Genomic DNA, 20,554 nt, shown 5'->3' with positions numbered 1-20,554 from the left:
ACAAAAAAGCTCAACTTTTAAAGTTGAGCTTTTTTATATTCTATTATCTTTATTTAGTCAATATGAGAAATACGTAAGGTGTTTACCATTCCCTTTGCTTTTACAGGCATTGAAGATAAGTTTATCATAAAATCTCCTGTTTTTACATAGCCTTTTTCTTTAGCTATCTCGTTAATATCTTCAATAGTATCATCAGTACTTAATTCTCTATCGTAAAAATAAGCTCTAACGCCCCATAGAAGGTTTAATTTTCCTAAAATTCTTTTCTCAGATGAAAACGCCAACACATGCGATTTTGGTCTCCAAGCTGAAATTTGAAAAGCTGTATACCCGCTATTCGTTAAAGTAGAGATTGCAGATGCATTAATATCATCTGCCATTAGTGCTGCATGATGACAAACCGATTTTGTAATGAATCTTTTTGTGCGAATATGTGGCGGTTCTTGCGGAACTTCAATCAAATCTGAAAACTCTACGCTTCCAATAATCTCTGTCATCTTTTGAATAACTCGTACCGGATGTTTACCAACCGATGTTTCTCCTGATAGCATAACTGCATCAGCACCATCCATAATAGAGTTTGCTACATCATTTACCTCTGCTCTTGTTGGTACAGAGTTTTCAATCATGGTTTCCATCATTTGTGTTGCAATAATTACAGGAATTCTTGCTTGTTTAGCTCTACGAACCAAGCTTTTTTGAATTAAAGGTACATCTTGCATTGGTACTTCAACTCCTAAATCACCACGAGCAACCATTAATCCGTCACAATAAGGAATTAAAGCATCAATATTCTCAACAGCTTCAGGCTTTTCTATTTTTGCTATTACTGGAACTCTATAACGAGATTTCTGCTTAATTAAATCGCGAAGAATACGTAAATCTTCTGGTGTTCTTACAAACGAAAGTGCAATCCAGTCTACCTCTTGTTCCAGAGCAAAAACTACATCTTTTTTATCTTTTTCTGTTAAAGCTGGTAATGAAATTTTTGTATTTGGCAGGTTAACTCCTTTTTTCGATTTTAGGGCTCCACCTACAACTACTTTAGTTACAACTTCACTTTCTTTATCTGTTGCAGTTACTTCAAACAACAACTTACCGTCATCAACTAAAATCTTCTCTCCTACCTTTACGTCTTTTGGAAAGCGTTGGTAAGTCATGTATGCTTTTTCTTGTGTTCCTTCACACTTTTCTGTAGTAAAAGTAAAAGTATCTCCCGCTTTTAATTCTACTCCCTCTTGCATTACACCAACTCTAAGCTTAGGACCTTGTAAATCAGCTAATATTGCTACATTATAGCCTCTTTCTTCATTTATTTCACGTATTTGACGTACACGTTCTTTTACTACTTCATAGTCAGCATGTGAAAAATTAATTCTAAAAACATTTACACCAGCCGCAGCCATATCAGCTAAAATCTCTTTAGTGTTTGTTGCTGGACCTAATGTTGCTACAATTTTTGTTTTCTTGTTGTGTGGCATATTATTAAAAAATTAAAAAGTCTTTCGACTTTAATGAGTTTATCTCTATTTCGTAAGAGGTTATTATTTGTGGAATTTGATTTATCTTTTCTGTCAGTTTTAACATAAAATCACCATCAAATTCTCCTTCTATTTTTAAGAAAAAATCAACTTTTTTCTTTTCTGGAATCAAGTAACTAGTTGAATCACTCTGACCAAAAAGACTTATTGATTCTGCTTCTAGAGTATATTTAAATACATTGGATATTAAAAACCAATCTTGATCTAATTCTACATTTGCATACTCATATACAGCATATGAAGACTCTATATTCTTTTGAAAAAAATCTAAATTATAATTTGCTTTACGAAAATTAACTTGTAAGTGTTTATTTAACAAATAAGCTAATCTATAGTCATTCAAAGTAGTATGGATGCCTATTAACGTGTAATCGTCGTTAGAAAAATCATTAATATTTACCTCATAAATTGGCATAAAAACAACTATTTGCTTTTTGCTAAATTAATGAATGTATCTAAAATAGTGTGTAAATTTTTCGAAAACGTTTTTACATAAATGTTAACTATTTAACATTTGACTTTGCATAGCGTAGTACACTCTTTTAGCGGCTATTTCTTCTGCTTTTTTCTTAGAAGTAGCTCTACCTTTTGCTATGATGTTACCATCTATACTTACACGTACGCTAAAATGCTTCTTATTCTGGTTACCTGAATCTTCATAAGACTCAAATTTATATTTCTTTTTCTGTTTTTGACACCATTCTATAACAAAACCTTTGTAGCTCGATATTTTACCTTCAAGTCTTTCAATATCTACATAAGGCATTATTACTTGTTCATAAATAAACTGATGACAGTAGTTATACCCTCTATCTAAATAAATAGCTCCTACGAGGGCTTCAAAAATATTTCCATGAATATTATTACTAACATGTTCTTTGGAAATATTACTTTTTACAAATTTAATTAAGTCCAAATCTTTACCTAAATCATTCAAATGCTGTCTACTTACAACTTTAGATCGCATTTGTGTTAAGTACCCTTCGTCTCCATCGGGCACTTTCTTAAATAGGTAAGAAGCGATTACTGTACCTAAAATAGCATCTCCCAAAAACTCTAAGCGTTCATAGTTAACTGGGTTTCCCTTACTGTCAACTAACTTTAGAGATCTGTGTGTAAATGCTTTTTTATAAAGCGATAACTTAATCGGCTTAAAATTAAGTAACTCTTTTAATTCGTAGTAGAAGTTTTCGTCCTCCTTATTTTGGGGTTTGACAATTCTACGAAGAAAATTCATAAAAAATTAATCTAGTTTTCTAAAGGCTACACAAGCATTATGACCACCAAAACCAAATGTATTGCTCATTGCAACCTTAATCTCTCTTTTTTGAGCTTTGTTTAACGTTAAATTTAACTCAGGGTTGATATTTTCATCAACGTTACTATGATTAATTGTTGGGGGAACAACACCGTGCTCCATGGCTAATAATGAAGCGATAGCTTCAACTGCACCAGCAGCACCTAACAAATGTCCTGTCATAGACTTTGTTGAGTTGATATTAATGTTTTTAGCATGATCTCCAAAAACTTCAGAGATCGCTTTTAATTCTGCAACATCTCCTAGGGGGGTTGAAGTACCGTGAGTGTTGATATGATCTACGTCTTCTGGTTTTATTCCAGCATTTTCAAGACAGTTTTTCATTACTGCAATTACACCTATTCCATCAGGATGTGGTGCCGTCATATGGTAAGCATCCGAAGACAACCCTCCACCTATAACTTCAGCATAAATTTTTGCTCCACGAGCTTTGGCATGTTCGTATTCTTCTAAGATAATAGCTCCTGCTCCTTCACCTAGCACAAATCCGTCACGCTCAGCATCAAATGGTCTTGAAGCTGTTTCTGGACTCTCATTTCTAGTAGATAAAGCATGCATCGCATTAAAACCTCCCATACCAGCAATTGTAACAGCAGCTTCACTACCACCTGTTACAACTACATCACAATGACCAAGTCTTATATAGTTTAAAGCATCAATCATGGCATTAGCCGATGATGCACAAGCAGATACCGTAGTATAATTTGGCCCCATAAATCCATTTTTAATAGAAATGTTTCCTGGTGCAATATCTGCAATCATTTTTGGGATAAAGAATGGATTAAACTTAGGTGTTCCATCACCTTCAGCATAATTCAATACTTCATTCTGGAATGTTTCTAGCCCTCCAATACCAGCTCCCCAAATAACGCCAACTCTTAATTTATTAACGTCATCAAGGTTTAATTTCGCATCAGCAATTGCTTCATCTGAAGCAACCATCGCATACTGCGTAAACCTATCCATTTTACGCGCCTCTTTTCTATTAATAAAATCGGTCGCATTAAAATCTTTCAGCTCACATGCGAAACGAGTTTTGAACTTGGCAGCATCAAAATACGTTATAGGTGCTGCTCCGCTAACTCCGTTAACCAAGCTATTCCAATACTCTTCTTTATTGTTTCCTATTGGCGTTAATGCGCCAAGTCCAGTTACTACAACTCGTTTTAATTGCATATAATCTTATTTTTTTGCGTCTTCAATATAGCTAATCGCTTGACCTACAGTACCAATGTTTTCTGCTTGATCATCTGGAATTTGAATATCAAATTCTTTCTCGAATTCCATGATTAACTCAACTGTATCTAAAGAATCTGCTCCTAAATCGTTTGTGAAGCTTGCTTCGTTAGTTACTTCGTTATCGTCTACTCCTAATTTGTCTACGATAATTGCTTTTACTCTTGATGCAATGTCTGACATAATTTGTTTGTTTTAAAATTTAAAATCGTGGCAAAAATACAAATCTTAGTTATTAATTCTAACTTTTGCACAAAAATGTGATGTCTAAATTAAAAAAAATACCTGAATATTTTGCTACAAATACCACCATTGTTAATAATTATTCTTTTTTTTGTAGTAACAAAACAACTGAATTTTAACATGAAACGCATTGTAATTTTTGCTTCAGGATCGGGTTCTAACGCCGAAAATATCATAAAATACTTCAACTCAACTCAAACTGCAATTGTTACTCACGTGCTCTCTAACAATGAACATGCCAAAGTTTTTGACCGTTGCGAAAGACTTGGAATAGACGCATCGCTCTTTGATAGAGAAAGTTTTACAAAAGATGACACTGTTTTAAATTTCTTGCATGTAGAAGCCGATTTTATCGTGTTGGCTGGCTTTTTATGGCGTATTCCTGCTAAAATTGTTGAAGCTTTCCCTAATAAAATCATCAATATTCATCCTGCATTATTACCAAAATATGGTGGGAAAGGCATGTATGGAATGTATGTTCATAAGGCTGTAAAAGAAAATAATGAGCCTGAAACAGGTATTACCATCCATTATGTGAATGAAAATTATGATGAAGGAGCTATTATTTTTCAAGCTAAAACGGCTGTTTCTTCTGAAGACACACCAGAAACGATTGCTCAAAAAGTTCACGAGTTAGAATATGAGCATTTTCCGAAGGTGATTGAAGAGGTAATTTTACAAAATGAGTAAAAAGAAAAAATACTACGTCGTTTGGAAAGGGAAAAAAACGGGTGTTTTTTCATCTTGGGATGCTTGTAAAAAACAAATTGATGGTTTTACAGGAGCTCAATACAAGGCTTTTGCCGATAAAAAAGAGGCAGAACTTGCGTTGAGTAAAAGTTATAACGAATACAAAGGAAAAGACACTAAAAAGCCTACTTTATCAGCTACAGAGAAAGCTAAATATGGAACTCCTATTCTAGAAAGCATCTCGGTTGATGCTGCTTGTGCTGGTAATCCTGGAATAATGGAATACCGAGGTGTACTTACCCACAGTAAAAAAGAAATTTTTAGAATGGGGCCTTTTAAGAATGGAACCAACAATATTGGTGAGTTTTTAGCTTTAGTTCACGGAATTGCTTTACTAAAAAGTAAAAAAATGGATACTTATCCTATTTATTCCGATTCAAAAATTGCTATGAGTTGGGTTAAAAAGAAACAATGCAGAACAAATATTGTTTTTGACAGCTCTAACAAAGAGATATTAGATTTAATAAAACGTGCCGAAAAATGGCTACAAGAAAATTCTTATAAAAATCCATTGTTAAAATGGGAAACTAAGGCATGGGGCGAAATTCCTGCTGATTTTGGTAGAAAATAAAAAACCGAGTATATAAAATACTCGGTCAATTCTCTTATTCTGCAAAATATTAACTTATTTCACTGCCATTTTGGTTTCTTCTTTCCAAGTTTGTACGCTTGCTATGGCATTATCTTTAAAATCGATTTCTTTCAACCCATCTTCTTTCCACATAAACCACTTACCTACTTTTTTTCCTGCTTCATAATGACCAATTGCCACTTTGTTCCCTTTTGTATCAAAAGACGTCCAAGTACCTTCTAACTTTTTATCTTTGAAAAAACCTTGTTCTTTAATAGCACCATTTTCGTAATAATACGTGACTTTCACTAACTCTCCTGTTACTTCATATTTTGGCTCTACTTCTTGAGCTTGTAACAATCCTACCGACAACATGCATACTGCTAATACTAATTTTTTCATAATCTAAATCTTTTAAAGTTAATACCAGATAACACAAATATACAAAAATTTTACATATTCGAAACATTTACATAACATTAAATTAACATTAAAAATATAATTGATTAATTTTCAGCAAAATAAAAAATCAAAATCCTTATATTTACATAACAATTATAAAAAACGAGAAATTATGGCTGTAATGAAAGTTATTGAAATCTTAGCAAACTCTGAAAAGAGTTGGGAAGATGCTACAAAAAAAGCGATTAAACAAGCTTCAAAATCGGTAAAAGGTATTAAGTCTGCCTTTGTGCAATCACAAAGTGTGGTTGTAAATAATGACGAAGTCACAGAGTTTAGAGTAAATCTTAAGGTTACTTTTGAAGTAAAATAACCAAAACTATATACTAACTACTAGCATTTGCGGTTTTGATTAATTATTTTCGAAACCGCTTGTTTAATTTTCAAATATTTATGAATGGTTTATAATACACTTTAATAGCTTTTGTTTCATTAATTCATATTTACATCGTAATACTTGAAATGTTTTTATGGACGCAACCCAAAGGCATAAAACCTTCGGATTAAAATCAAAACAGTTTGCTAAAGAAACCAAAGTATTAGCTTCCAATCAAGGTTTGTATAATGGCTTTTTAGCAGTTGGTTTAATCTGGTCTATGATTTCACAAAAATACGATATTGCTATATTTTTTTCTAATCTGTGTGTTTATTGCAGGTCTTTATGGTTCTTTTTCTACAAAAAAACCTCGTATTTTTGCCATTCAATCTATCCTAGCTTTATTAGCATTAGCTAGTTTAATTCTATAGATAAAAAAATAACCACTACTAAAATTCATTTATTAATTACTAAAATTTACCTTAACTAATGGAAAAGTATTTAGAAAAATTTCAAGATTTAATAATCACCTACGCTCCAAAAGCGATTATGGCTATTATTATTTACATTGTAGGTTCTTATATTATTGGCCTATTGCTTAGAGCCACCAAAAAAATAATGACTAAAAGAGATGTAGATATTACTCTGCAAAAATTCTTAGTTAACTTACTGCATTGGACGTTAAAAATTCTTTTAATTATTACAGTTATAGCAAAACTTGGAGTAGAAACGACTTCTTTTGCAGCAATATTAGCATCTGCAGGTTTAGCTGTTGGTTTAGCTTTACAAGGTTCTTTAGGTAATTTTGCTGGCGGTGTTTTAATTATGCTTTTTAAACCTTTTAAGATTGGAGATTTAATAGAGGCTCAAGGTGAAATTGGTGTTGTAAAAGAAATAGAAATATTTACTACCAAGCTTACGGGCTTATCTAACAAAGAAATAATTATACCTAATGGTTCTTTATCTAATGGAAACATTGTTAATTACTCTGCCGAAGGTACACGTAGAGTAGATTTAACCTTTGGTGTTTCTTACGATGCAGATATTAAGCAAACTAAAGAAATATTAATGAATGTTATTACATCTCACCCAAAAGTATTAAAAGACCCTGCTCCTACAGTAAATGTATCTGAATTGGCAGATAGTTCTGTAAATTTTGCTGTTAGACCTTGGTCTAAAACAGAAGATTATTGGGCTGTTTACTTCGACATAACAGAAAATACTAAAATTGCCTTAGATAAAGCCGGAATAGAAATACCTTACCCTCACTCTGTGGAAATTCACAAAGAGAGTTAACGTTTTTTTTCAGGCGTAACCACAAAATCTTTTAAATAAAAAGGTTCAAAATAAGCGACATCTTCGATGTCGTTTTTTTTGTACTTATCGTAACCTAATTGTGCCATTTCTTTTGCTGAAGGATGTTTACCATCAATAAAAACAGCATTTTCATGTGTAATAACTTCTTTACACTTCTCTGCCCCATCTCCTAAAAAATACACTTTTCCTTCTGACAAATATTCTTGAAAAGAGTTTTCATCAATAACTTCAGCTTTAATTTCTCTTAACCGCTTATAATTACTATCGTAAACAGCCGCATAAACTTCCATACGACGTGCATCTAACATAGACACAATTACTCCATTATCTACAGTAGCTTTATGAGCTAAAGAATACAATGTTTCTATAGAAATTAAAGGTTTATCAAACGCAAAACACAATCCTTTAGCAGCAGAAACTCCGATACGTAAACCCGTGTAAGAACCAGGGCCTTTACTAACTGCTACGGCATCAATATCATTGAAAGATATTTTAGCTTCCTCTACCACTTGTTGAATAAATGGATGTAGTTTTTCAGCATGAGAATAATTACCATCATTCAACTCTTGTAAAGCAAGGGTTACTCCATCTTTTGCTATACTTACCGAGCAATTTTTAGTTGCTGTTTCTATGTTTAAGATTGTTGCCAAATCTGAAATTTATTTTTGGCAAAGATACATTATAAAGAAAAACCTCATTAGTAAAATTCTAACAAGGCTCTTCCAGCAATAAATATATCTTTCTTAGTTAGTCAACGATTGACTCTCCGTAGTAAAATTTCAATACTTTCGTTTTAAATACATAATCGTATTTAGCTCTAATCATTGCTCCTTCTGCATTCACTAATCTATTACGCACTTGATCGAAATCAAACTGAGTCATTGACCCATAATCATAACTTACCTGTGCGTTTTTAAAGGCTTCTTTTTGAGCATCTAAAGAAGCTTGTGCTGCTTCGTAAGTTTTTGCTGCTGCTTTAGCATCTAAAAAGGCACTTTCAATTTCTTGTTGCAACTGCAATTTTTGATTTTCAAGAGCCAACTCTGAAACTTCTTTATCAATAGTAGATTTAGCTACTCTGTTTTTTGTTTGAAAACGATTAAATATTGGAATATTTAACGAAACCCCTACTCCGTAACTTAAATTATTATCTAATTGCTTAAAAAAACCATAAGACTCATAAACAGGTAATTGTGTCACTGGATCAACTCCAACAACTCTTCTATCAGGCTCACCAAAAACGGTAAAATAAGATGTGCTAGCATTTGCTGAATAAGTTAGGGTTGGTAGATAAGCTCCTTTAGCTAATTCTATTCCTAAATCTGCGTTTTCAAGGTTTAATTCTGCCCTTTCTATATCTGGCCATTGTGTTAATGCTTTTTCGTATACCACACTGGAATTGTCATACAATAAAGCCGCTGATGGTGAACCTACCTCAATATCTGCGACAGTAAAATCTTCTGAAGAAATTTGTAACAACTGACTTAATCTAAGTAAAGCAATACTTAATGTGTTTTCTTGTATTACTACATTTTGGACGTCATTAGCTGCTGTAGACTCTACATTTAATAAATCTCCTTTAGGTATTGCCCCTCCTTCATATTGAGCTTTCGCTCTTTCAATCTGCTTTTTGCTTATTTCTGCTTGAACTTTAGCTACTGCAAGGTTTTCTTTTGCAAACAGTACATTTAGGTATTCATTTACTACGTTTAAAGAAATATCATTTTCTATTTTCGCTAAGTCTAACTCACTCCCTTTAACACTGAGTAAAGCTTGTTTTTTAGAATTTAAGTTTCTAAAACCATTAAAAATAGTACCTTGAGTTCCTAAAGCAAAGTTTGTTGAATACCTATCTTCACTGGTATTAACTCCACTAACCCCAGAAGACAACCCAAAAGATCCTCTATGAGAATTACTAAATCCTAAATCAGGCAAAAAATTTCCTTTAGATATTTCAACATCCTTTTTAGCTAATTGAACGCTTAATCGGTTTTGTTTAACTGTTATGTTATTTTCTAAAGCGTAGTCTACACACTCTTTTAAGTTCCATTGTTTTTGAGAAAAAACAGCTAGAGAAGTAAATATAGCTGTGAATATTGCAATTTTAGTTTTCAAAAGATAAATATGTTTTGTTTAAATTATTAACTAGTTTATATTTCAAAAACAGAAATATATCATTTTATTGTCAAATAAAAAACCTTTAAAAGCCTTAAAATCAACAACAAAAACAATTAATTATTTTTAATTGCCACTATATGACGATTAAAAACATTATTTGTTACAAAAAATATTACTAAAATTGAGTTAGGCTTTACCTTTCTTTTTATGACGGTAGATAAAATAAAAAAGGATTCCCACTAATAAATAAGGAAAAACCATTAAATATGTAATTCCGTTATTTACTCCTTCAGCAACCGTTTCATTACCTCCTTCAATAACAGCTTTACACATGGCACACTGTGCAGACATGTTTAATGAAAATAAAAAAAACAGTGCTAATACTATAACTTTTTTATACATAATAAGGTGATATCATTAAATATACTACTACTCCTGTCACTGCAACATACAACCATAATGGAAATGTGATTTTTGCTATTTTTTTATGTTCAGGAAAATTCCCTAAACGCGCTCTCATAAAGGTAATTAACACAAAAGGTATAATTACGATAGATAATAAAATATGAGTTATTAAAATAAAGAAATACACATACCTTATTGTTCCTTCTCCCCCAAATGGCGTTGAATTAGAAGTCATGTGGTAAGCTACATACATTACTAAAAATAACGCAGAACAAATTATTGCTGTTGTATTTAACTGCTCATGTAATTTTCTTTTACCTTTTTTTATAGCCACAACAGAAGCAACTAATAATACGGCTGTAAACCCGTTAATACTAGCATAAATAGGCGGTAAAAAAGACAACGGTTCTACATTAGGTATTTTAATACCAAACAACGCTGCTACTGCAATAGGAATTACAATAGATACTATTGTAATGAATTTTTTATATTTTTTTTCTTCTGTACTACTCATGTTATTCTTTTAATAATAACTTAATATCTTCTTTTAACTCTGTTATTTGATCACCAAAACCATGCTCGTCTAATGCTCTGTAATACATTATCGGATTTCCGTTTTCATCGTATCGTGATCTTATATATCCATCTTTATCTACTAAAGCAAATAATCCTGAATGTTCGAATCCGCCATGACTAACTTCTCCTTTACCTGCATACAACTTAAACCCTTCGTTAGATAACTCATACACTACATCATCTCCTTTGCCAGTTAACAAATGCCAGTTCTTATGGTTTATACCATTATTCTTAGCGTATTCTTTTAATTGGTGTGGAGTGTCTATATCAGGAGTAATTGAAAACGAAGCGATTCCAAAATTAGGATTCCCCATAAATTCGTTTTGAATTTCCACCATTTTTTGATTCATTAACGGACAAATTGTTGGACATGTAGCGAAAAAAAATTCAACTACATATACTTTTCCTTCGTAATCTTTATTGGTAATTACTTTCTCATCTTGATTGATAAACTCAAAATCTGGCACCTTGTTAAACTTGTGCAAGTTCGCTGTTTGAAAGTGTGCTATAATTTTAGGAATAGCATAAATTCCGAAAAGTAAAACGATTAATGAAATACCTACGTAAGAATAATTCTGTTTTTTCATGACTCAAGTCTAATTAAATCTGTCTGTCTGCGTTGTTCTTTTTTAATGCTAAACGATATTCTGCCAATACAACCTTAACATCGTCTTTCATTTTATTATTCAACTCTGCTACCGATGTCATATTGTACCCAAACAACTTTCCACCCACACTATCTTCATCGTCAACTCTTCCTCTTAGATTTCCTTCCTTATCAATAATAAAAGCTTTAGATGAGTGCAGTTTATCATCTAATGATTGGTTTGTTTTAAAGCTATCGTACAACACTTCAATTTCGGTATCAGACGCATAAACAAACTTCCAGCTAGTCATATTGGTATAAGCGCCAATTTCTTTTTCAAGTTTTTCAACATCGTCTTTAACTTCAGGAGAAGCTATTACAATTAGTTGAAAGTCTTTAAATCCGTAAAATGGTTTGTATATTTTCTCGTTAAGATTGAATAATTCCCCTTTTACTTCATCTACCTTCTTTCCTAAAAAAGTAACAATTGATATTTTTTTATCAAATTGATGTTGTTTACTTACTGATGATATATCAATTACATTTTCTGTAAGCACAGGTAGCTTTGCAAAATTGTTGATCCCTAGTGATAAAAAAATATAAAACAATAGCGGCACTATAAAAAGCGCAAATAGTACTATGTATCTTTTTGTTTTATTCATTTTACTAAATCTTATATACAAAAAGAGGCGGTTAACACCACCTCTTTTCTCATTTTATTTTGATTACCACTTTACTAATGGTGCTAATGTATCGTATAAGTAATCACCTTCTATTAACACTAGTGTTACTAAATAACATATTAAGAAAACACCTGTCCAAACAATAGCTCTTCTTAACCAAGGTTTTTCTCCTTCTAAGTGCATAAATGCCCAAGCAATATAATATGCTTTTACTATTGTTAAGATTATAAATATCCAGTTTAACCAACTAGTACCCCAACCGTGTAAGTGTAATGAAGCAGGTTTAATAATACCTAAAACTACCTCTACTGTTGTTACTATGGTTAAGATTGCTAAAACAATCCAGATTCTTTTTGTATTTGATTCGTGTGCGTGACCCATTTTTACTATTGTTTTTTGATTATACTAAGTAGAAGAAAGTAAATACGAATACCCAAACTAAATCTACAAAGTGCCAATATAAACCTACTTTTTCAACCATTTCGTAACTTCTTCTACGCTCGTACGTACCTAATACAACGTTAAAGAAGATAATGATATTTAAGATAATTCCTGAAAATACGTGGAATCCGTGGAAACCAGTAATAAAGAAGAAGAAATCAGCAAAAATAGGGTTACCGTATTCGTTCTCTATTAAGTTTGCTCCTTCAACAACTTTTGTTGCTGTAGCTAACTTAGCGATACTTTCTTCTCTTGATAAAACAATTTTTTGTTTCGTTTCTGGATTAATTCTTTCGATTCTAATTAATAAAGAAGGATCTGCTTTAAAAGCTTCTTGAACTTGAGCTACTGAATATTGAGAAATTGTTGCTTCGTCTACAAACCACAATCCATTTTCTCTTTGGTGTTGAACTCTTCCGTCTTTTCTATCATTATGAACAAAATCAGCCAATGCTATTTGATGTCCGTCTTTTACAAATTGTAAAATATGGTTATCGGCAGTTTTAACAGCTCCGTAAGAACCGTTAATGAAGTTTTTCCATTCCCAAGCCTGAGAGCCTACGAAAATAATACCAAAAACGATGGTAGCAAACATATACCAAGCTACTTTTTTCTTTTGCATTTTATGACCTGCATCTACCGCTAACACCATTGTTACCGATGATACAATTAAAATAAACGTCATTAATGCTACGTAATACATCGGCGCATGAACACCGTGTAAACCAGGAAAGTGTGTAAATACCTCATCAGCAATAGGCCAAGAGTCAATAAACTTAAAACGTGTTAAACCATACGCTGCTAAAAAGCCCGAAAAAGTTAATGCATCAGATACGATGAAAAACCACATCATCATTTTCCCATAACTAGCGCCAAATGGTTTTACTCCACCTCCGCTCCAGGTCTCTTTGTTGTCAGAATTTACAGCAATATTTGCTCCCATAAATCTCTTTTTGTTAATTTTTGTTTAATCAGTGCGCCAAAATTACGCATTTTTCATCATCTAATAAAATAGAAAAAGAAAAATAGGTAAATCCACAATACATCTACAAAATGCCAAAAGATTGCACCTAGTTCAAATCCAAGCATATTGCTTGATGTATACTTCTTTTTAAAATGATTATAAATAACAACCAATAACACGAGAACCCCTGCTAACAGGTGCAAAACGTGCATAAATGTTATTCCTATTATAAACGATGTTGATACTGTACTTTCAGGTCCTGTAAAGTACAGACCTGTATTTTTTAATTCATTGAACCCTATCCATTGATACCATACAAAACCTAAGCCTAGTGTTAATGTAACTAATAATAAAATGAAAGAACCTTTAATATTGTCTTTTTTCAATAAGTTTTGAGAAAAATATAATGCAATACTACTTAGTACAATTAACACGGTACTAATGTAAAATGCCTGTGGTAAATCGAAGGTAACCCAATCTTCACGATTCATACTTACTACGTAAGCACTGGTTAATCCTGCAAAAAACATTACCATACTTACCATGGAAATCCATAGCATTGGTTTAGCCGATTTACGTTTAGCTACTTTTAATTCTTCTTGTAACGATTGTTCACTCATTAGTGTAAAAATTTATCTACCACATATATAATGGGTACTATTGTAATATAAAAAACACTTGCCAACATCAATTTACGTGCATCTGTGTTTTTTTCTGTTTTATATAATTGTATTGCGTAATACAACATTAACAATCCTAATAATAGAATAATTACTGCTGTTAACGGATGTATATATAAATCTCCTGTTACTTTTAACACAGGTGCAATTGACATTAAAATCATTATGCAGGTATAAAAAATAATTTGCACCACAGCGCCTTTGTCTTTTTTATCCATTGGCAACATGTGCAAGCCTGCCTTGTTATATTCTTCAAACTGTAACCAACCAATAGCCCAAAAATGAGGAAACTGCCAAAAAAACTGAATCATAAATAAGAACCCAGCTTCAACACCAAATTTACCCGTTGCTGCTACCCACCCTAGCATAAAAGGAATTGCTCCAGGAATTGCCCCTACAAATACTGCTAAAGGTGTTACTGCTTTTAATGGTGTGTAAGCACTTGTATATAAAAAGATAGAAATCGCCCCAAATAAAGCACATTTCGGATCAATGATATATAAAATTGCTATACCTGCTATCGTAAAAAGAGTCGCTATAATTAATGCTATGGTTGAAGACATTCTTCCAGAAGGTAACGGACGATTCTTTGTACGCTGCATTACCGCATCAATATCCTTTTCTATCACCTGATTAAAAGCATTAGATGCCCCTACCATTAAGTAGCCTCCTAAGGCTAATAATATTATAGTAGTAAAATCAATTGTTTCTGCTCCTAATAAATATCCTGTAACCGATGTAAAAACTACACTTATAGATAATCCAACTTTAGTTAATTGTTTAAAGTCTTTAACTATTGATTTTACAGAGGGTTTAGTATGTACAGATGAAACAGAATTCACTTCTAATTTTAAAAATTTTTGCAAAGATATTCCATTCTTATTGAACCACCATAAATTTTTATTGGAATTAAAATTGAAAAAAATTAAAAACTGCTTTGTAATTAAAAAAAAGGTTTTATATTTGCACCCGCATTCAAAGCAATGCACGTTCATTAAAATAATAAATGACTACGCGAAAGTAGCTCAGGGGTAGAGCATCACCTTGCCAAGGTGAGGGTCGCGGGTTCAAATCCCGTCTTTCGCTCAATCCTTTTTACAAAGAGTATGCTGAAGTGGTGGAATTGGTAGACACGTTGGACTTAAAATCCAATGAGCCGTAATGCTCGTGCGGGTTCAAGTCCCGCCTTCAGTACCAAGAAACCTCACTTGTATGAGTGAGGTTTCATTTTAAAAGTAGTCATTAACAAAGCACATACGCTGAAGTGGTGGAATTGGTAGACACGTTGGACTTAAAATCCAATGGGCCGTAATGCCCGTGCGGGTTCAAGTCCCGCCTTCAGTACAAAAGCCTTAACAAATTTGTTAAGGCTTTTTTTGTATCTATACTTTTCATAATATTGCTTGTAAAGTATCAATAAACGTCTCGTCTAACCTCGAAAATAAAATACATGTCAAAAACATATTACGATCCTGCCGACTTACGCAAGTTTGGTAAAATTACTAATTGGAGTGAAGAATTAGGAAACAAGTTTTTCGAATACTACGGAAAAGTCTTTGAAGAAGGCGCCTTAACCGCACGCGAAAAGAGCTTAATCGCCTTGGCTGTTGCACATACTGAGCAATGCCCTTATTGTATTGATGCGTATACAAAAGACGGATTGCAACGCGGTATCACTAAAGAAGAAATGATGGAAGCCATTCATGTAGGAGCTGCTATTAAAAGTGGTGCTACTTTAGTACACGGTGTTCAAATGATGAACAAAGTGAACAAACTAGAAATGTAAGTATGAAGAAATCACTTTTAGCAAGAAATAACGATTTAGCAAACACGCAACGTCAGCTTGAAATCTTATCAAACGGAATTTTTGCTGATGGCGAATTACCTACGTTTGCAAAAAAAATAAAAGAAACCTATCAGTTTCCATTACGTCCTAAAAAATTAGAAATTCTTCAAATTAATTTAGGGTACATGTGTAATCAAGTTTGTGCACATTGTCATGTAGATGCAGGTCCTGATCGAAAAGAAATTATGACTATAGAAACCATGGAGCAATGTTTAGAGGTTATTCGAAAAACGGAAGCACACACCTTAGACTTAACAGGAGGTGCTCCTGAAATGAATCCTAATTTTCGATGGTTTGTAGAAGAAGCTTCCAAAGCAGGAATTAAAGATTTTATTGTTCGCTCTAACCTAACCATCATTAGAGCGAATAAAAAATATTACGACTTACCTGAGTTCTTCAAGAAACATAATATACATGTTGTCTCTTCTATGCCACATTGGACACGTGGAAAAACCGACAAACAACGTGGTGATGGTGTTTTCGATAAATCTATTGAAGCTTTAAAAATGCTAAATGCTGTGGGTTATGGTATTGAAGGAACTAGTTTACAACTAGATTTAGTCTACAATCCGTCAGGAGCTTTCTTACCAGGAGATCAAGCAGCTTTAGAAGCTGATTTCAAGAAAGTATTATATGAAGATTTCGGAATCTCATTCAACAGTTTATTTGCCATTACCAACTTGCCTATTAGCCGATTTTTAGACTATTTAATTGCTTCTGAAAACTATGAAGACTATATGTATTCGTTAGTAGAAGCCTACAATCCTATGGCGGTAGAAAATGTAATGTGTACTAATACCTTATCTGTAAGTTGGGATGGGTATTTATACGATTGTGATTTCAACCAGATGCTAAACCTAAAAGTAGCCAGTAAATCCCAACACATTTCTGAATACAACGAAGCATTGTTACAAAATAGAGATATTATTATCAATCAACACTGTTATGGCTGTACTGCTGGTGCAGGAAGTAGCTGCCAAGGAACTGTAGCATAACACATTAATTTCGAAACACCTTTACAAACAATATGTCTTTACTGCCTAAGTCAAAAAATCTTCTTTTAATTTTCACCAGAAACCCTGAGTTAGGTAAAGTAAAAACGCGTTTAGCTAAAACAATTGGAAACGAAGCTGCGTTAGATATTTATAAATTCTTATTAGAACACACAAAACAAGTCACTCAAAATTTATCTTGTGACAAAGCCGTTTATTATTCCGTAAAAGTTCGTGAAAATGATATTTGGAATGCCACCACATATCAAAAGCACCTGCAAGATGGAAACGACTTAGGTATACGAATGCACAATGCTTTTCAACAAGCTTTTTCTACTGGATATGAAAAAGTTGTAATTATTGGTAGCGATTTACCTGATTTAACTTCCGAACACATCAATAAAGCTTTTGAAAAACTCAACGCAAACGATGTCGTTATGGGTCCTGCTGAAGATGGCGGTTATTACCTATTAGGCATGAAAAAACTTCATGCAAACATTTTTCAAAATAAAGACTGGGGAACCTCAACTGTTAGAAAAGATACGTTGAACGATTTACAAAACGAATCAGTACATTTGTTGGAAACCTTAAATGATGTAGATGTTTTTGACGACATCAAAAACAACCCAGTATTCAATCAATTTTTAAACTAACCGTCATTACGAGGGAGTATACGAACGAAGTAATCTGCCTATCTCGAAGTCATAACTTAAAGATTGCTTTGCTTTAGCCTGTCTTGAGCGACAGTCGAAAGGCTCGCAATGACAAACACGATATTAAAATGCAACAACAACAACAACAACAACAACAACAACAACAACTACAAGAAACACAAGAGTTTCTTCAACATAAAGGAATTACCAACCCAGAAATAGGAATTGTTTTAGGAACAGGGTTAGGAAAATTAATCAATGAAATAACTATTGAGCAAGAAGTTTCCTATGCAGACATTCCCCACTTTCCACAAGCAACGGTAGAATTTCACTCTGGAAAGTTAATTTACGGAACTTTATCAGGTAAAAAAGTAGTTGTTATGTCTGGGCGTTTTCATATGTATGAAGGGTATAATTTATGGGAAGTTACTTATGGTATCAGAACCATGCATGCGTTAGGTATTCAAACGTTGTTGGTTTCTAATGCTGCAGGCGCTATCAACCTTTCTTACAAAAAAGGAGACTTAATGCTATTGGAAGATCACTTGAATTTACAAGGAGGTTCTCCCCTAGCCTTTAAAGGAGCTAATGCCTTCGGAAATATTTTTGCCGATATGCTAGAACCGTATTCTAAAAAATTGAATACAAAAATGAAAGCAATCGCTAAAGCTAACGACATAGACCTGAAAGAAGGAGTATATGCAAGTGTTGTAGGTCCGCAATTGGAAACCAGAGCAGAGTACAGAATGTTACAAATTTTAGAAGTAGATGCGGTAGGAATGAGTACCGTACCTGAAGTAATCGTAGCAAAACAACTCAACATTCCGTGTGCAGCTGTTTCGGTATTAACCGATGAGTGCGACCCTAAAAATTTACAACCTGTAAATATTACCGAAATCATTGAAGTTGCTGGAAAAGCAGAACCAAAAATGATTACGCTTTTTAAAGAATTAATTATAAATTTAGATAGTTAGATTACTAGATAGTTAGATTTTTAGATAACGGATTTCAAGTTCTCAAATTCTAATTATCTAAAAATCGAAAACTCCAAGAACCCAACAATACATGAGTTACTTAGAAACCACCAAAAATGTATATAAAGAAGCAGCCTTAACTCCAGATGTTGGTTTGTGCTGTACAACAAACCCTATTTGGGAGTTGCCAGGATTAAAAATTCCGAAAATTATGCAAGAAATGAACTACGGATGTGGTTCCACAGTACATGCACGCGATTTAACCAACAATCCTAAAATATTATATGTAGGTGTGGGTGGCGGAATGGAATTGCTGCAATTTGCGTATTTCTCACGTCAGAAAAACGGCGTGATTGGAATTGATGTGGTAGATGAAATGTTAGAAGCTTCAAAAAAGAATTTCGTTGAAGCAGAAGCACAAAACGATTGGTTTAAAAGTGAGTTTGTCGATTTACGCAAAGGTGATGCGTTACATTTACCTGTAGAAGATAATTCGATTGATGTAGCTGCTCAAAACTGTTTATTCAACATTTTTAAAGCTGAAGAACTGAAAAAAGCCATTGCTGAAATGTATCGCGTATTGAAACCTCACGGACGTTTGGTAATGAGTGATCCTACCTGTGAGCAACCAATGAACGAAACCTTACGTAACGATCAGCGCTTGCGCGCCTTGTGTTTAAGCGGAAGTTTACCTATTGCTGAATATGTTAAAATGTTAACCGACGCTGGTTTTGGAACCATTGAAATTAGAGCGCGTAAACCGTACAGAATTTTAGATCCTAAGAATTATCCGACGGATGAATTGATTTATATCGAATCGATTGAAGTAGCAGCGATTAAAGATCCTATGCCTGCTGATGGTCCATGTGTATTTACAGGTAAAGCTGCCATTTACTTTGGTGATGAAGATTATTTTGATGACGGAGCAGGACACACCTTATTAAAAAACCAACCGTTAGCTATCTGTGATAAAACAGCCGCGGATTTAAAAGCGTTGGGAAGAGACGATATATTTTTATCAGAATCTACCTATCATTACGATGGTGGTGGATGTTGTTAGAAACAAGCAAAAAACTAGTAAAGCAATCTCAAATGAGGTTGCTTTTTTATTTGGCTCTTATTTTCTTTTTGATAACTTCGCTGTAATATGGATACACATCATTAAAACGAAGAATGTTTTAATCGTTATGGAAAGAAAAGAAAGATGAAACTACAAGAATTAAATATTTGGCTAGAAGATTTACTTAAAATAATAGTTGACTTAAATATTTCACTTAACAATGCCAAATACCTCATAAAAGAAGAAGGCTCTGATTCTGAAAAAAACATAAAAAACCAAGGTTTTTTCAATCACCATACCTACCAACTAAAGTTTATAGTAATTATTCAACTTTGTAAAATTTTTGATATTAGAGCAAACCAAAAAAGAAACGTTCACAAATTATTTAATAAATTGAGAAATGAAGGTTATGACGATCAACTTCAAAATCAACTTCAAAAAAAAACTAATTCTGGAAGCAGTTTAAACAGTAAAACTGACATTATCGAAACAATTAATTATTTGGAACAACAAATAAGAAATGAAGCAAAAACAATAGAAAAAATTGTAAGTTTAAGAGATAATTTATACGCTCATTACGACCCAAATAATAATGCAAAAGATGTTTATTGGAGTGAATTAGAATCATTAGTAAATCTATCCTCTAAATGTTATAACGAATTAAACAGAAAACTGTATGATTGCGATACACGATTAGAAATTACGCTGGACTGGGAAATTAAGAGAATCGTTAAAAGTTTTGCTTTTTATAAAGATTTAGCTCAAAAAAGTAATCTTTAATCTGTGTACCAAAAATTATAACTCCTAAAAAATTAACAGATC

27 protein-coding genes, 3 tRNA genes and 1 pseudogene are annotated in these 20,554 nt (G+C 33.0%); 15 read left to right on the top strand and 16 right to left on the bottom strand.

Features of this window, described 5'->3' with window-relative positions; genetic code table 11:
• Positions 1-53: 53 nt before the first annotated feature.
• The 5 genes from pyk to Q0663_RS02005 all read right to left on the bottom strand — a co-directional run bounded on the left by pyk (position 54) and on the right by Q0663_RS02005 (position 4,278).
• Positions 54-1,481, bottom strand: a complete 1,428-nt coding sequence (pyk, locus tag Q0663_RS02025) for a pyruvate kinase (RefSeq protein WP_299005532.1) — start codon at positions 1,479-1,481, stop codon at positions 54-56.
• A gap of 4 nt (positions 1,482-1,485) precedes the next feature.
• A complete protein-coding gene (locus Q0663_RS02020; RefSeq protein WP_299005529.1) occupies positions 1,486-1,956 on the bottom strand; it encodes an IPExxxVDY family protein in 471 nt (156 codons plus the stop codon).
• An 84-nt stretch (positions 1,957-2,040) separates the two neighbouring features.
• Positions 2,041-2,778: a ribonuclease III gene (rnc, locus tag Q0663_RS02015; protein ID WP_299005526.1), complete on the bottom strand. Its 738-nt coding sequence runs from the start codon at positions 2,776-2,778 to the stop codon at positions 2,041-2,043.
• Between the two features lie 6 nt (positions 2,779-2,784).
• Positions 2,785-4,035, bottom strand: coding sequence for a beta-ketoacyl-ACP synthase II (gene fabF / locus Q0663_RS02010; protein ID WP_299005521.1), 1,251 nt, complete (start codon positions 4,033-4,035; stop codon positions 2,785-2,787).
• A 6-nt stretch (positions 4,036-4,041) separates the two neighbouring features.
• Positions 4,042-4,278 carry an acyl carrier protein gene (locus Q0663_RS02005; RefSeq protein ID WP_028891431.1) on the bottom strand — a complete coding sequence of 79 codons (237 nt, stop codon included), beginning with the start codon at positions 4,276-4,278 and terminating at the stop codon, positions 4,042-4,044.
• Positions 4,279-4,458: 180 nt separating this feature from the next.
• On the opposite strand from Q0663_RS02005, the gene Q0663_RS02000 reads away from it, so the two are divergent.
• Both Q0663_RS02000 and Q0663_RS01995 read left to right on the top strand, forming a co-directional pair.
• On the top strand, positions 4,459-5,028 hold the full coding sequence (locus Q0663_RS02000; protein WP_299005518.1) for a phosphoribosylglycinamide formyltransferase: 570 nt from the start codon (positions 4,459-4,461) through the stop codon (positions 5,026-5,028).
• Entirely contained in the window at positions 5,021-5,659 is a 639-nt protein-coding gene (locus Q0663_RS01995) for a ribonuclease H family protein (protein WP_274634775.1), read from the top strand. Before Q0663_RS02000 ends, Q0663_RS01995 begins: the two co-directional genes overlap by 8 nt.
• Before the next feature lie 54 nt (positions 5,660-5,713).
• Here Q0663_RS01995 and Q0663_RS01990 read toward each other — a convergent pair whose 3' ends face one another.
• Complete coding sequence (locus tag Q0663_RS01990; RefSeq protein WP_299005515.1) at positions 5,714-6,061, bottom strand: nicotinic acid mononucleotide adenyltransferase; 348 nt, start codon at positions 6,059-6,061, stop codon at positions 5,714-5,716.
• 172 nt (positions 6,062-6,233) lie between these two features.
• Between Q0663_RS01990 and Q0663_RS01985 the strand changes: the two genes are divergently transcribed.
• The 4 genes and pseudogenes from Q0663_RS01985 (at position 6,234) to Q0663_RS01980 (ending at position 7,733) form a co-directional block, all read left to right on the top strand.
• The gene (locus Q0663_RS01985) at positions 6,234-6,434 is read left to right on the top strand and encodes a dodecin family protein (protein WP_274634773.1); all 201 of its coding nucleotides are present in this window, start codon (positions 6,234-6,236) and stop codon (positions 6,432-6,434) included.
• Between the two features lie 149 nt (positions 6,435-6,583).
• A pseudogene (locus Q0663_RS12650) lies at positions 6,584-6,786 on the top strand (DUF1304 domain-containing protein); the annotation flags it as partial.
• Positions 6,740-6,868, top strand: coding sequence for a DUF1304 family protein (locus Q0663_RS12645; protein WP_367171424.1), 129 nt, complete (start codon positions 6,740-6,742; stop codon positions 6,866-6,868). The pseudogene Q0663_RS12650 and the gene Q0663_RS12645, both read left to right, overlap by 47 nt.
• Positions 6,869-6,926: 58 nt before the next feature.
• Positions 6,927-7,733 carry a mechanosensitive ion channel domain-containing protein gene (locus Q0663_RS01980; RefSeq protein WP_299005512.1) on the top strand — a complete coding sequence of 269 codons (807 nt, stop codon included), beginning with the start codon at positions 6,927-6,929 and terminating at the stop codon, positions 7,731-7,733.
• Here Q0663_RS01980 and tsaB read toward each other — a convergent pair.
• The 10 genes from tsaB to cyoE all read right to left on the bottom strand — a co-directional run bounded on the left by tsaB (position 7,730) and on the right by cyoE (position 15,049).
• Positions 7,730-8,404 carry a tRNA (adenosine(37)-N6)-threonylcarbamoyltransferase complex dimerization subunit type 1 TsaB gene (gene tsaB, locus Q0663_RS01975; RefSeq protein WP_299005510.1) on the bottom strand — a complete coding sequence of 225 codons (675 nt, stop codon included), beginning with the start codon at positions 8,402-8,404 and terminating at the stop codon, positions 7,730-7,732. The genes Q0663_RS01980 and tsaB overlap by 4 nt on opposite strands.
• Before the next feature lie 97 nt (positions 8,405-8,501).
• Positions 8,502-9,869: a TolC family protein gene (locus Q0663_RS01970; RefSeq protein WP_299005507.1), complete on the bottom strand. Its 1,368-nt coding sequence runs from the start codon at positions 9,867-9,869 to the stop codon at positions 8,502-8,504.
• Between the two features lie 189 nt (positions 9,870-10,058).
• A complete protein-coding gene (locus Q0663_RS01965) occupies positions 10,059-10,223 on the bottom strand; it encodes a hypothetical protein (protein ID WP_367171423.1) in 165 nt (54 codons plus the stop codon).
• A 43-nt stretch (positions 10,224-10,266) separates the two neighbouring features.
• Positions 10,267-10,791, bottom strand: a complete 525-nt coding sequence (locus tag Q0663_RS01960; RefSeq protein WP_299005503.1) for a DUF420 domain-containing protein — start codon at positions 10,789-10,791, stop codon at positions 10,267-10,269.
• Between the two features lies 1 nt (position 10,792).
• A complete protein-coding gene (locus tag Q0663_RS01955) occupies positions 10,793-11,440 on the bottom strand; it encodes an SCO family protein (protein WP_299005500.1) in 648 nt (215 codons plus the stop codon).
• A 13-nt stretch (positions 11,441-11,453) separates the two neighbouring features.
• Positions 11,454-12,101, bottom strand: coding sequence for a hypothetical protein (locus Q0663_RS01950; RefSeq protein WP_299005497.1), 648 nt, complete (start codon positions 12,099-12,101; stop codon positions 11,454-11,456).
• Between the two features lie 63 nt (positions 12,102-12,164).
• The gene (locus Q0663_RS01945) at positions 12,165-12,503 is read right to left on the bottom strand and encodes a cytochrome C oxidase subunit IV family protein (RefSeq protein WP_299005494.1); all 339 of its coding nucleotides are present in this window, start codon (positions 12,501-12,503) and stop codon (positions 12,165-12,167) included.
• Between the two features lie 19 nt (positions 12,504-12,522).
• Positions 12,523-13,506: a cytochrome c oxidase subunit 3 gene (locus Q0663_RS01940; RefSeq protein WP_299005491.1), complete on the bottom strand. Its 984-nt coding sequence runs from the start codon at positions 13,504-13,506 to the stop codon at positions 12,523-12,525.
• A 56-nt stretch (positions 13,507-13,562) separates the two neighbouring features.
• Positions 13,563-14,147: a cytochrome c oxidase subunit 3 gene (locus tag Q0663_RS01935; RefSeq protein WP_299005488.1), complete on the bottom strand. Its 585-nt coding sequence runs from the start codon at positions 14,145-14,147 to the stop codon at positions 13,563-13,565.
• The gene (gene cyoE, locus Q0663_RS01930) at positions 14,147-15,049 is read right to left on the bottom strand and encodes a heme o synthase (protein WP_299006320.1); all 903 of its coding nucleotides are present in this window, start codon (positions 15,047-15,049) and stop codon (positions 14,147-14,149) included. Before cyoE ends, Q0663_RS01935 begins: the two co-directional genes overlap by 1 nt.
• Before the next feature lie 172 nt (positions 15,050-15,221).
• On the opposite strand from cyoE, the gene Q0663_RS01925 reads away from it, so the two are divergent.
• The 9 genes from Q0663_RS01925 (at position 15,222) to Q0663_RS01885 (ending at position 20,512) form a co-directional block, all read left to right on the top strand.
• A tRNA-Gly gene (locus Q0663_RS01925) sits at positions 15,222-15,293 on the top strand.
• Between the two features lie 22 nt (positions 15,294-15,315).
• A tRNA-Leu gene (locus Q0663_RS01920) sits at positions 15,316-15,404 on the top strand.
• 61 nt (positions 15,405-15,465) lie between these two features.
• A tRNA-Leu gene (locus Q0663_RS01915) sits at positions 15,466-15,551 on the top strand.
• 106 nt (positions 15,552-15,657) lie between these two features.
• Positions 15,658-15,993, top strand: a complete 336-nt coding sequence (locus Q0663_RS01910) for an arsenosugar biosynthesis-associated peroxidase-like protein (RefSeq protein ID WP_299005486.1) — start codon at positions 15,658-15,660, stop codon at positions 15,991-15,993.
• Between the two features lie 2 nt (positions 15,994-15,995).
• Positions 15,996-17,048: an arsenosugar biosynthesis radical SAM (seleno)protein ArsS gene (gene arsS / locus Q0663_RS01905; RefSeq protein ID WP_299005483.1), complete on the top strand. Its 1,053-nt coding sequence runs from the start codon at positions 15,996-15,998 to the stop codon at positions 17,046-17,048.
• A gap of 32 nt (positions 17,049-17,080) precedes the next feature.
• Positions 17,081-17,698 (top strand): TIGR04282 family arsenosugar biosynthesis glycosyltransferase, encoded by a 618-nt coding sequence (locus Q0663_RS01900; RefSeq protein WP_299005480.1) that lies wholly within the window; start codon positions 17,081-17,083, stop codon positions 17,696-17,698.
• Positions 17,699-17,826: 128 nt separating this feature from the next.
• Positions 17,827-18,672: a purine-nucleoside phosphorylase gene (locus Q0663_RS01895; RefSeq protein WP_299005476.1), complete on the top strand. Its 846-nt coding sequence runs from the start codon at positions 17,827-17,829 to the stop codon at positions 18,670-18,672.
• A gap of 91 nt (positions 18,673-18,763) precedes the next feature.
• On the top strand, positions 18,764-19,732 hold the full coding sequence (gene arsM, locus Q0663_RS01890) for an arsenosugar biosynthesis arsenite methyltransferase ArsM (RefSeq protein ID WP_299005473.1): 969 nt from the start codon (positions 18,764-18,766) through the stop codon (positions 19,730-19,732).
• 144 nt (positions 19,733-19,876) lie between these two features.
• Complete coding sequence (locus Q0663_RS01885; RefSeq protein ID WP_299005471.1) at positions 19,877-20,512, top strand: hypothetical protein; 636 nt, start codon at positions 19,877-19,879, stop codon at positions 20,510-20,512.
• Positions 20,513-20,554 lie beyond the last annotated feature (42 nt).

Source organism: uncultured Tenacibaculum sp. (genome assembly GCF_947504135.1).
In the GTDB taxonomy this organism is placed as follows: domain Bacteria; phylum Bacteroidota; class Bacteroidia; order Flavobacteriales; family Flavobacteriaceae; genus Polaribacter.
The sequence above is the reverse complement of the archived record's forward strand: the minus strand, read 5'-3'. Positions and strand labels throughout refer to the sequence as shown.

Coding starts and splice junctions, on each gene's coding strand:
- pyk (WP_299005532.1), bottom strand. CDS start 1,481: ATGCCACACAACAAGAAAACAAAAATTGTAGCAACATTAGGTCCAGCA.
- Q0663_RS02020 (WP_299005529.1), bottom strand. CDS start 1,956: ATGCCAATTTATGAGGTAAATATTAATGATTTTTCTAACGACGATTAC.
- rnc (WP_299005526.1), bottom strand. CDS start 2,778: ATGAATTTTCTTCGTAGAATTGTCAAACCCCAAAATAAGGAGGACGAA.
- fabF (WP_299005521.1), bottom strand. CDS start 4,035: ATGCAATTAAAACGAGTTGTAGTAACTGGACTTGGCGCATTAACGCCA.
- Q0663_RS02005 (WP_028891431.1), bottom strand. CDS start 4,278: ATGTCAGACATTGCATCAAGAGTAAAAGCAATTATCGTAGACAAATTA.
- Q0663_RS02000 (WP_299005518.1), top strand. CDS start 4,459: ATGAAACGCATTGTAATTTTTGCTTCAGGATCGGGTTCTAACGCCGAA.
- Q0663_RS01995 (WP_274634775.1), top strand. CDS start 5,021: ATGAGTAAAAAGAAAAAATACTACGTCGTTTGGAAAGGGAAAAAAACG.
- Q0663_RS01990 (WP_299005515.1), bottom strand. CDS start 6,061: ATGAAAAAATTAGTATTAGCAGTATGCATGTTGTCGGTAGGATTGTTA.
- Q0663_RS01985 (WP_274634773.1), top strand. CDS start 6,234: ATGGCTGTAATGAAAGTTATTGAAATCTTAGCAAACTCTGAAAAGAGT.
- Q0663_RS01980 (WP_299005512.1), top strand. CDS start 6,927: ATGGAAAAGTATTTAGAAAAATTTCAAGATTTAATAATCACCTACGCT.
- Q0663_RS01965 (WP_367171423.1), bottom strand. CDS start 10,223: ATGTCTGCACAGTGTGCCATGTGTAAAGCTGTTATTGAAGGAGGTAAT.
- Q0663_RS01960 (WP_299005503.1), bottom strand. CDS start 10,791: ATGAGTAGTACAGAAGAAAAAAAATATAAAAAATTCATTACAATAGTA.
- Q0663_RS01955 (WP_299005500.1), bottom strand. CDS start 11,440: ATGAAAAAACAGAATTATTCTTACGTAGGTATTTCATTAATCGTTTTA.
- Q0663_RS01950 (WP_299005497.1), bottom strand. CDS start 12,101: ATGAATAAAACAAAAAGATACATAGTACTATTTGCGCTTTTTATAGTG.
- Q0663_RS01945 (WP_299005494.1), bottom strand. CDS start 12,503: ATGGGTCACGCACACGAATCAAATACAAAAAGAATCTGGATTGTTTTA.
- Q0663_RS01940 (WP_299005491.1), bottom strand. CDS start 13,506: ATGGGAGCAAATATTGCTGTAAATTCTGACAACAAAGAGACCTGGAGC.
- Q0663_RS01935 (WP_299005488.1), bottom strand. CDS start 14,147: ATGAGTGAACAATCGTTACAAGAAGAATTAAAAGTAGCTAAACGTAAA.
- Q0663_RS01910 (WP_299005486.1), top strand. CDS start 15,658: ATGTCAAAAACATATTACGATCCTGCCGACTTACGCAAGTTTGGTAAA.
- arsS (WP_299005483.1), top strand. CDS start 15,996: ATGAAGAAATCACTTTTAGCAAGAAATAACGATTTAGCAAACACGCAA.
- Q0663_RS01900 (WP_299005480.1), top strand. CDS start 17,081: ATGTCTTTACTGCCTAAGTCAAAAAATCTTCTTTTAATTTTCACCAGA.
- Q0663_RS01895 (WP_299005476.1), top strand. CDS start 17,827: ATGCAACAACAACAACAACAACAACAACAACAACAACAACTACAAGAA.
- arsM (WP_299005473.1), top strand. CDS start 18,764: ATGAGTTACTTAGAAACCACCAAAAATGTATATAAAGAAGCAGCCTTA.
- Q0663_RS01885 (WP_299005471.1), top strand. CDS start 19,877: ATGAAACTACAAGAATTAAATATTTGGCTAGAAGATTTACTTAAAATA.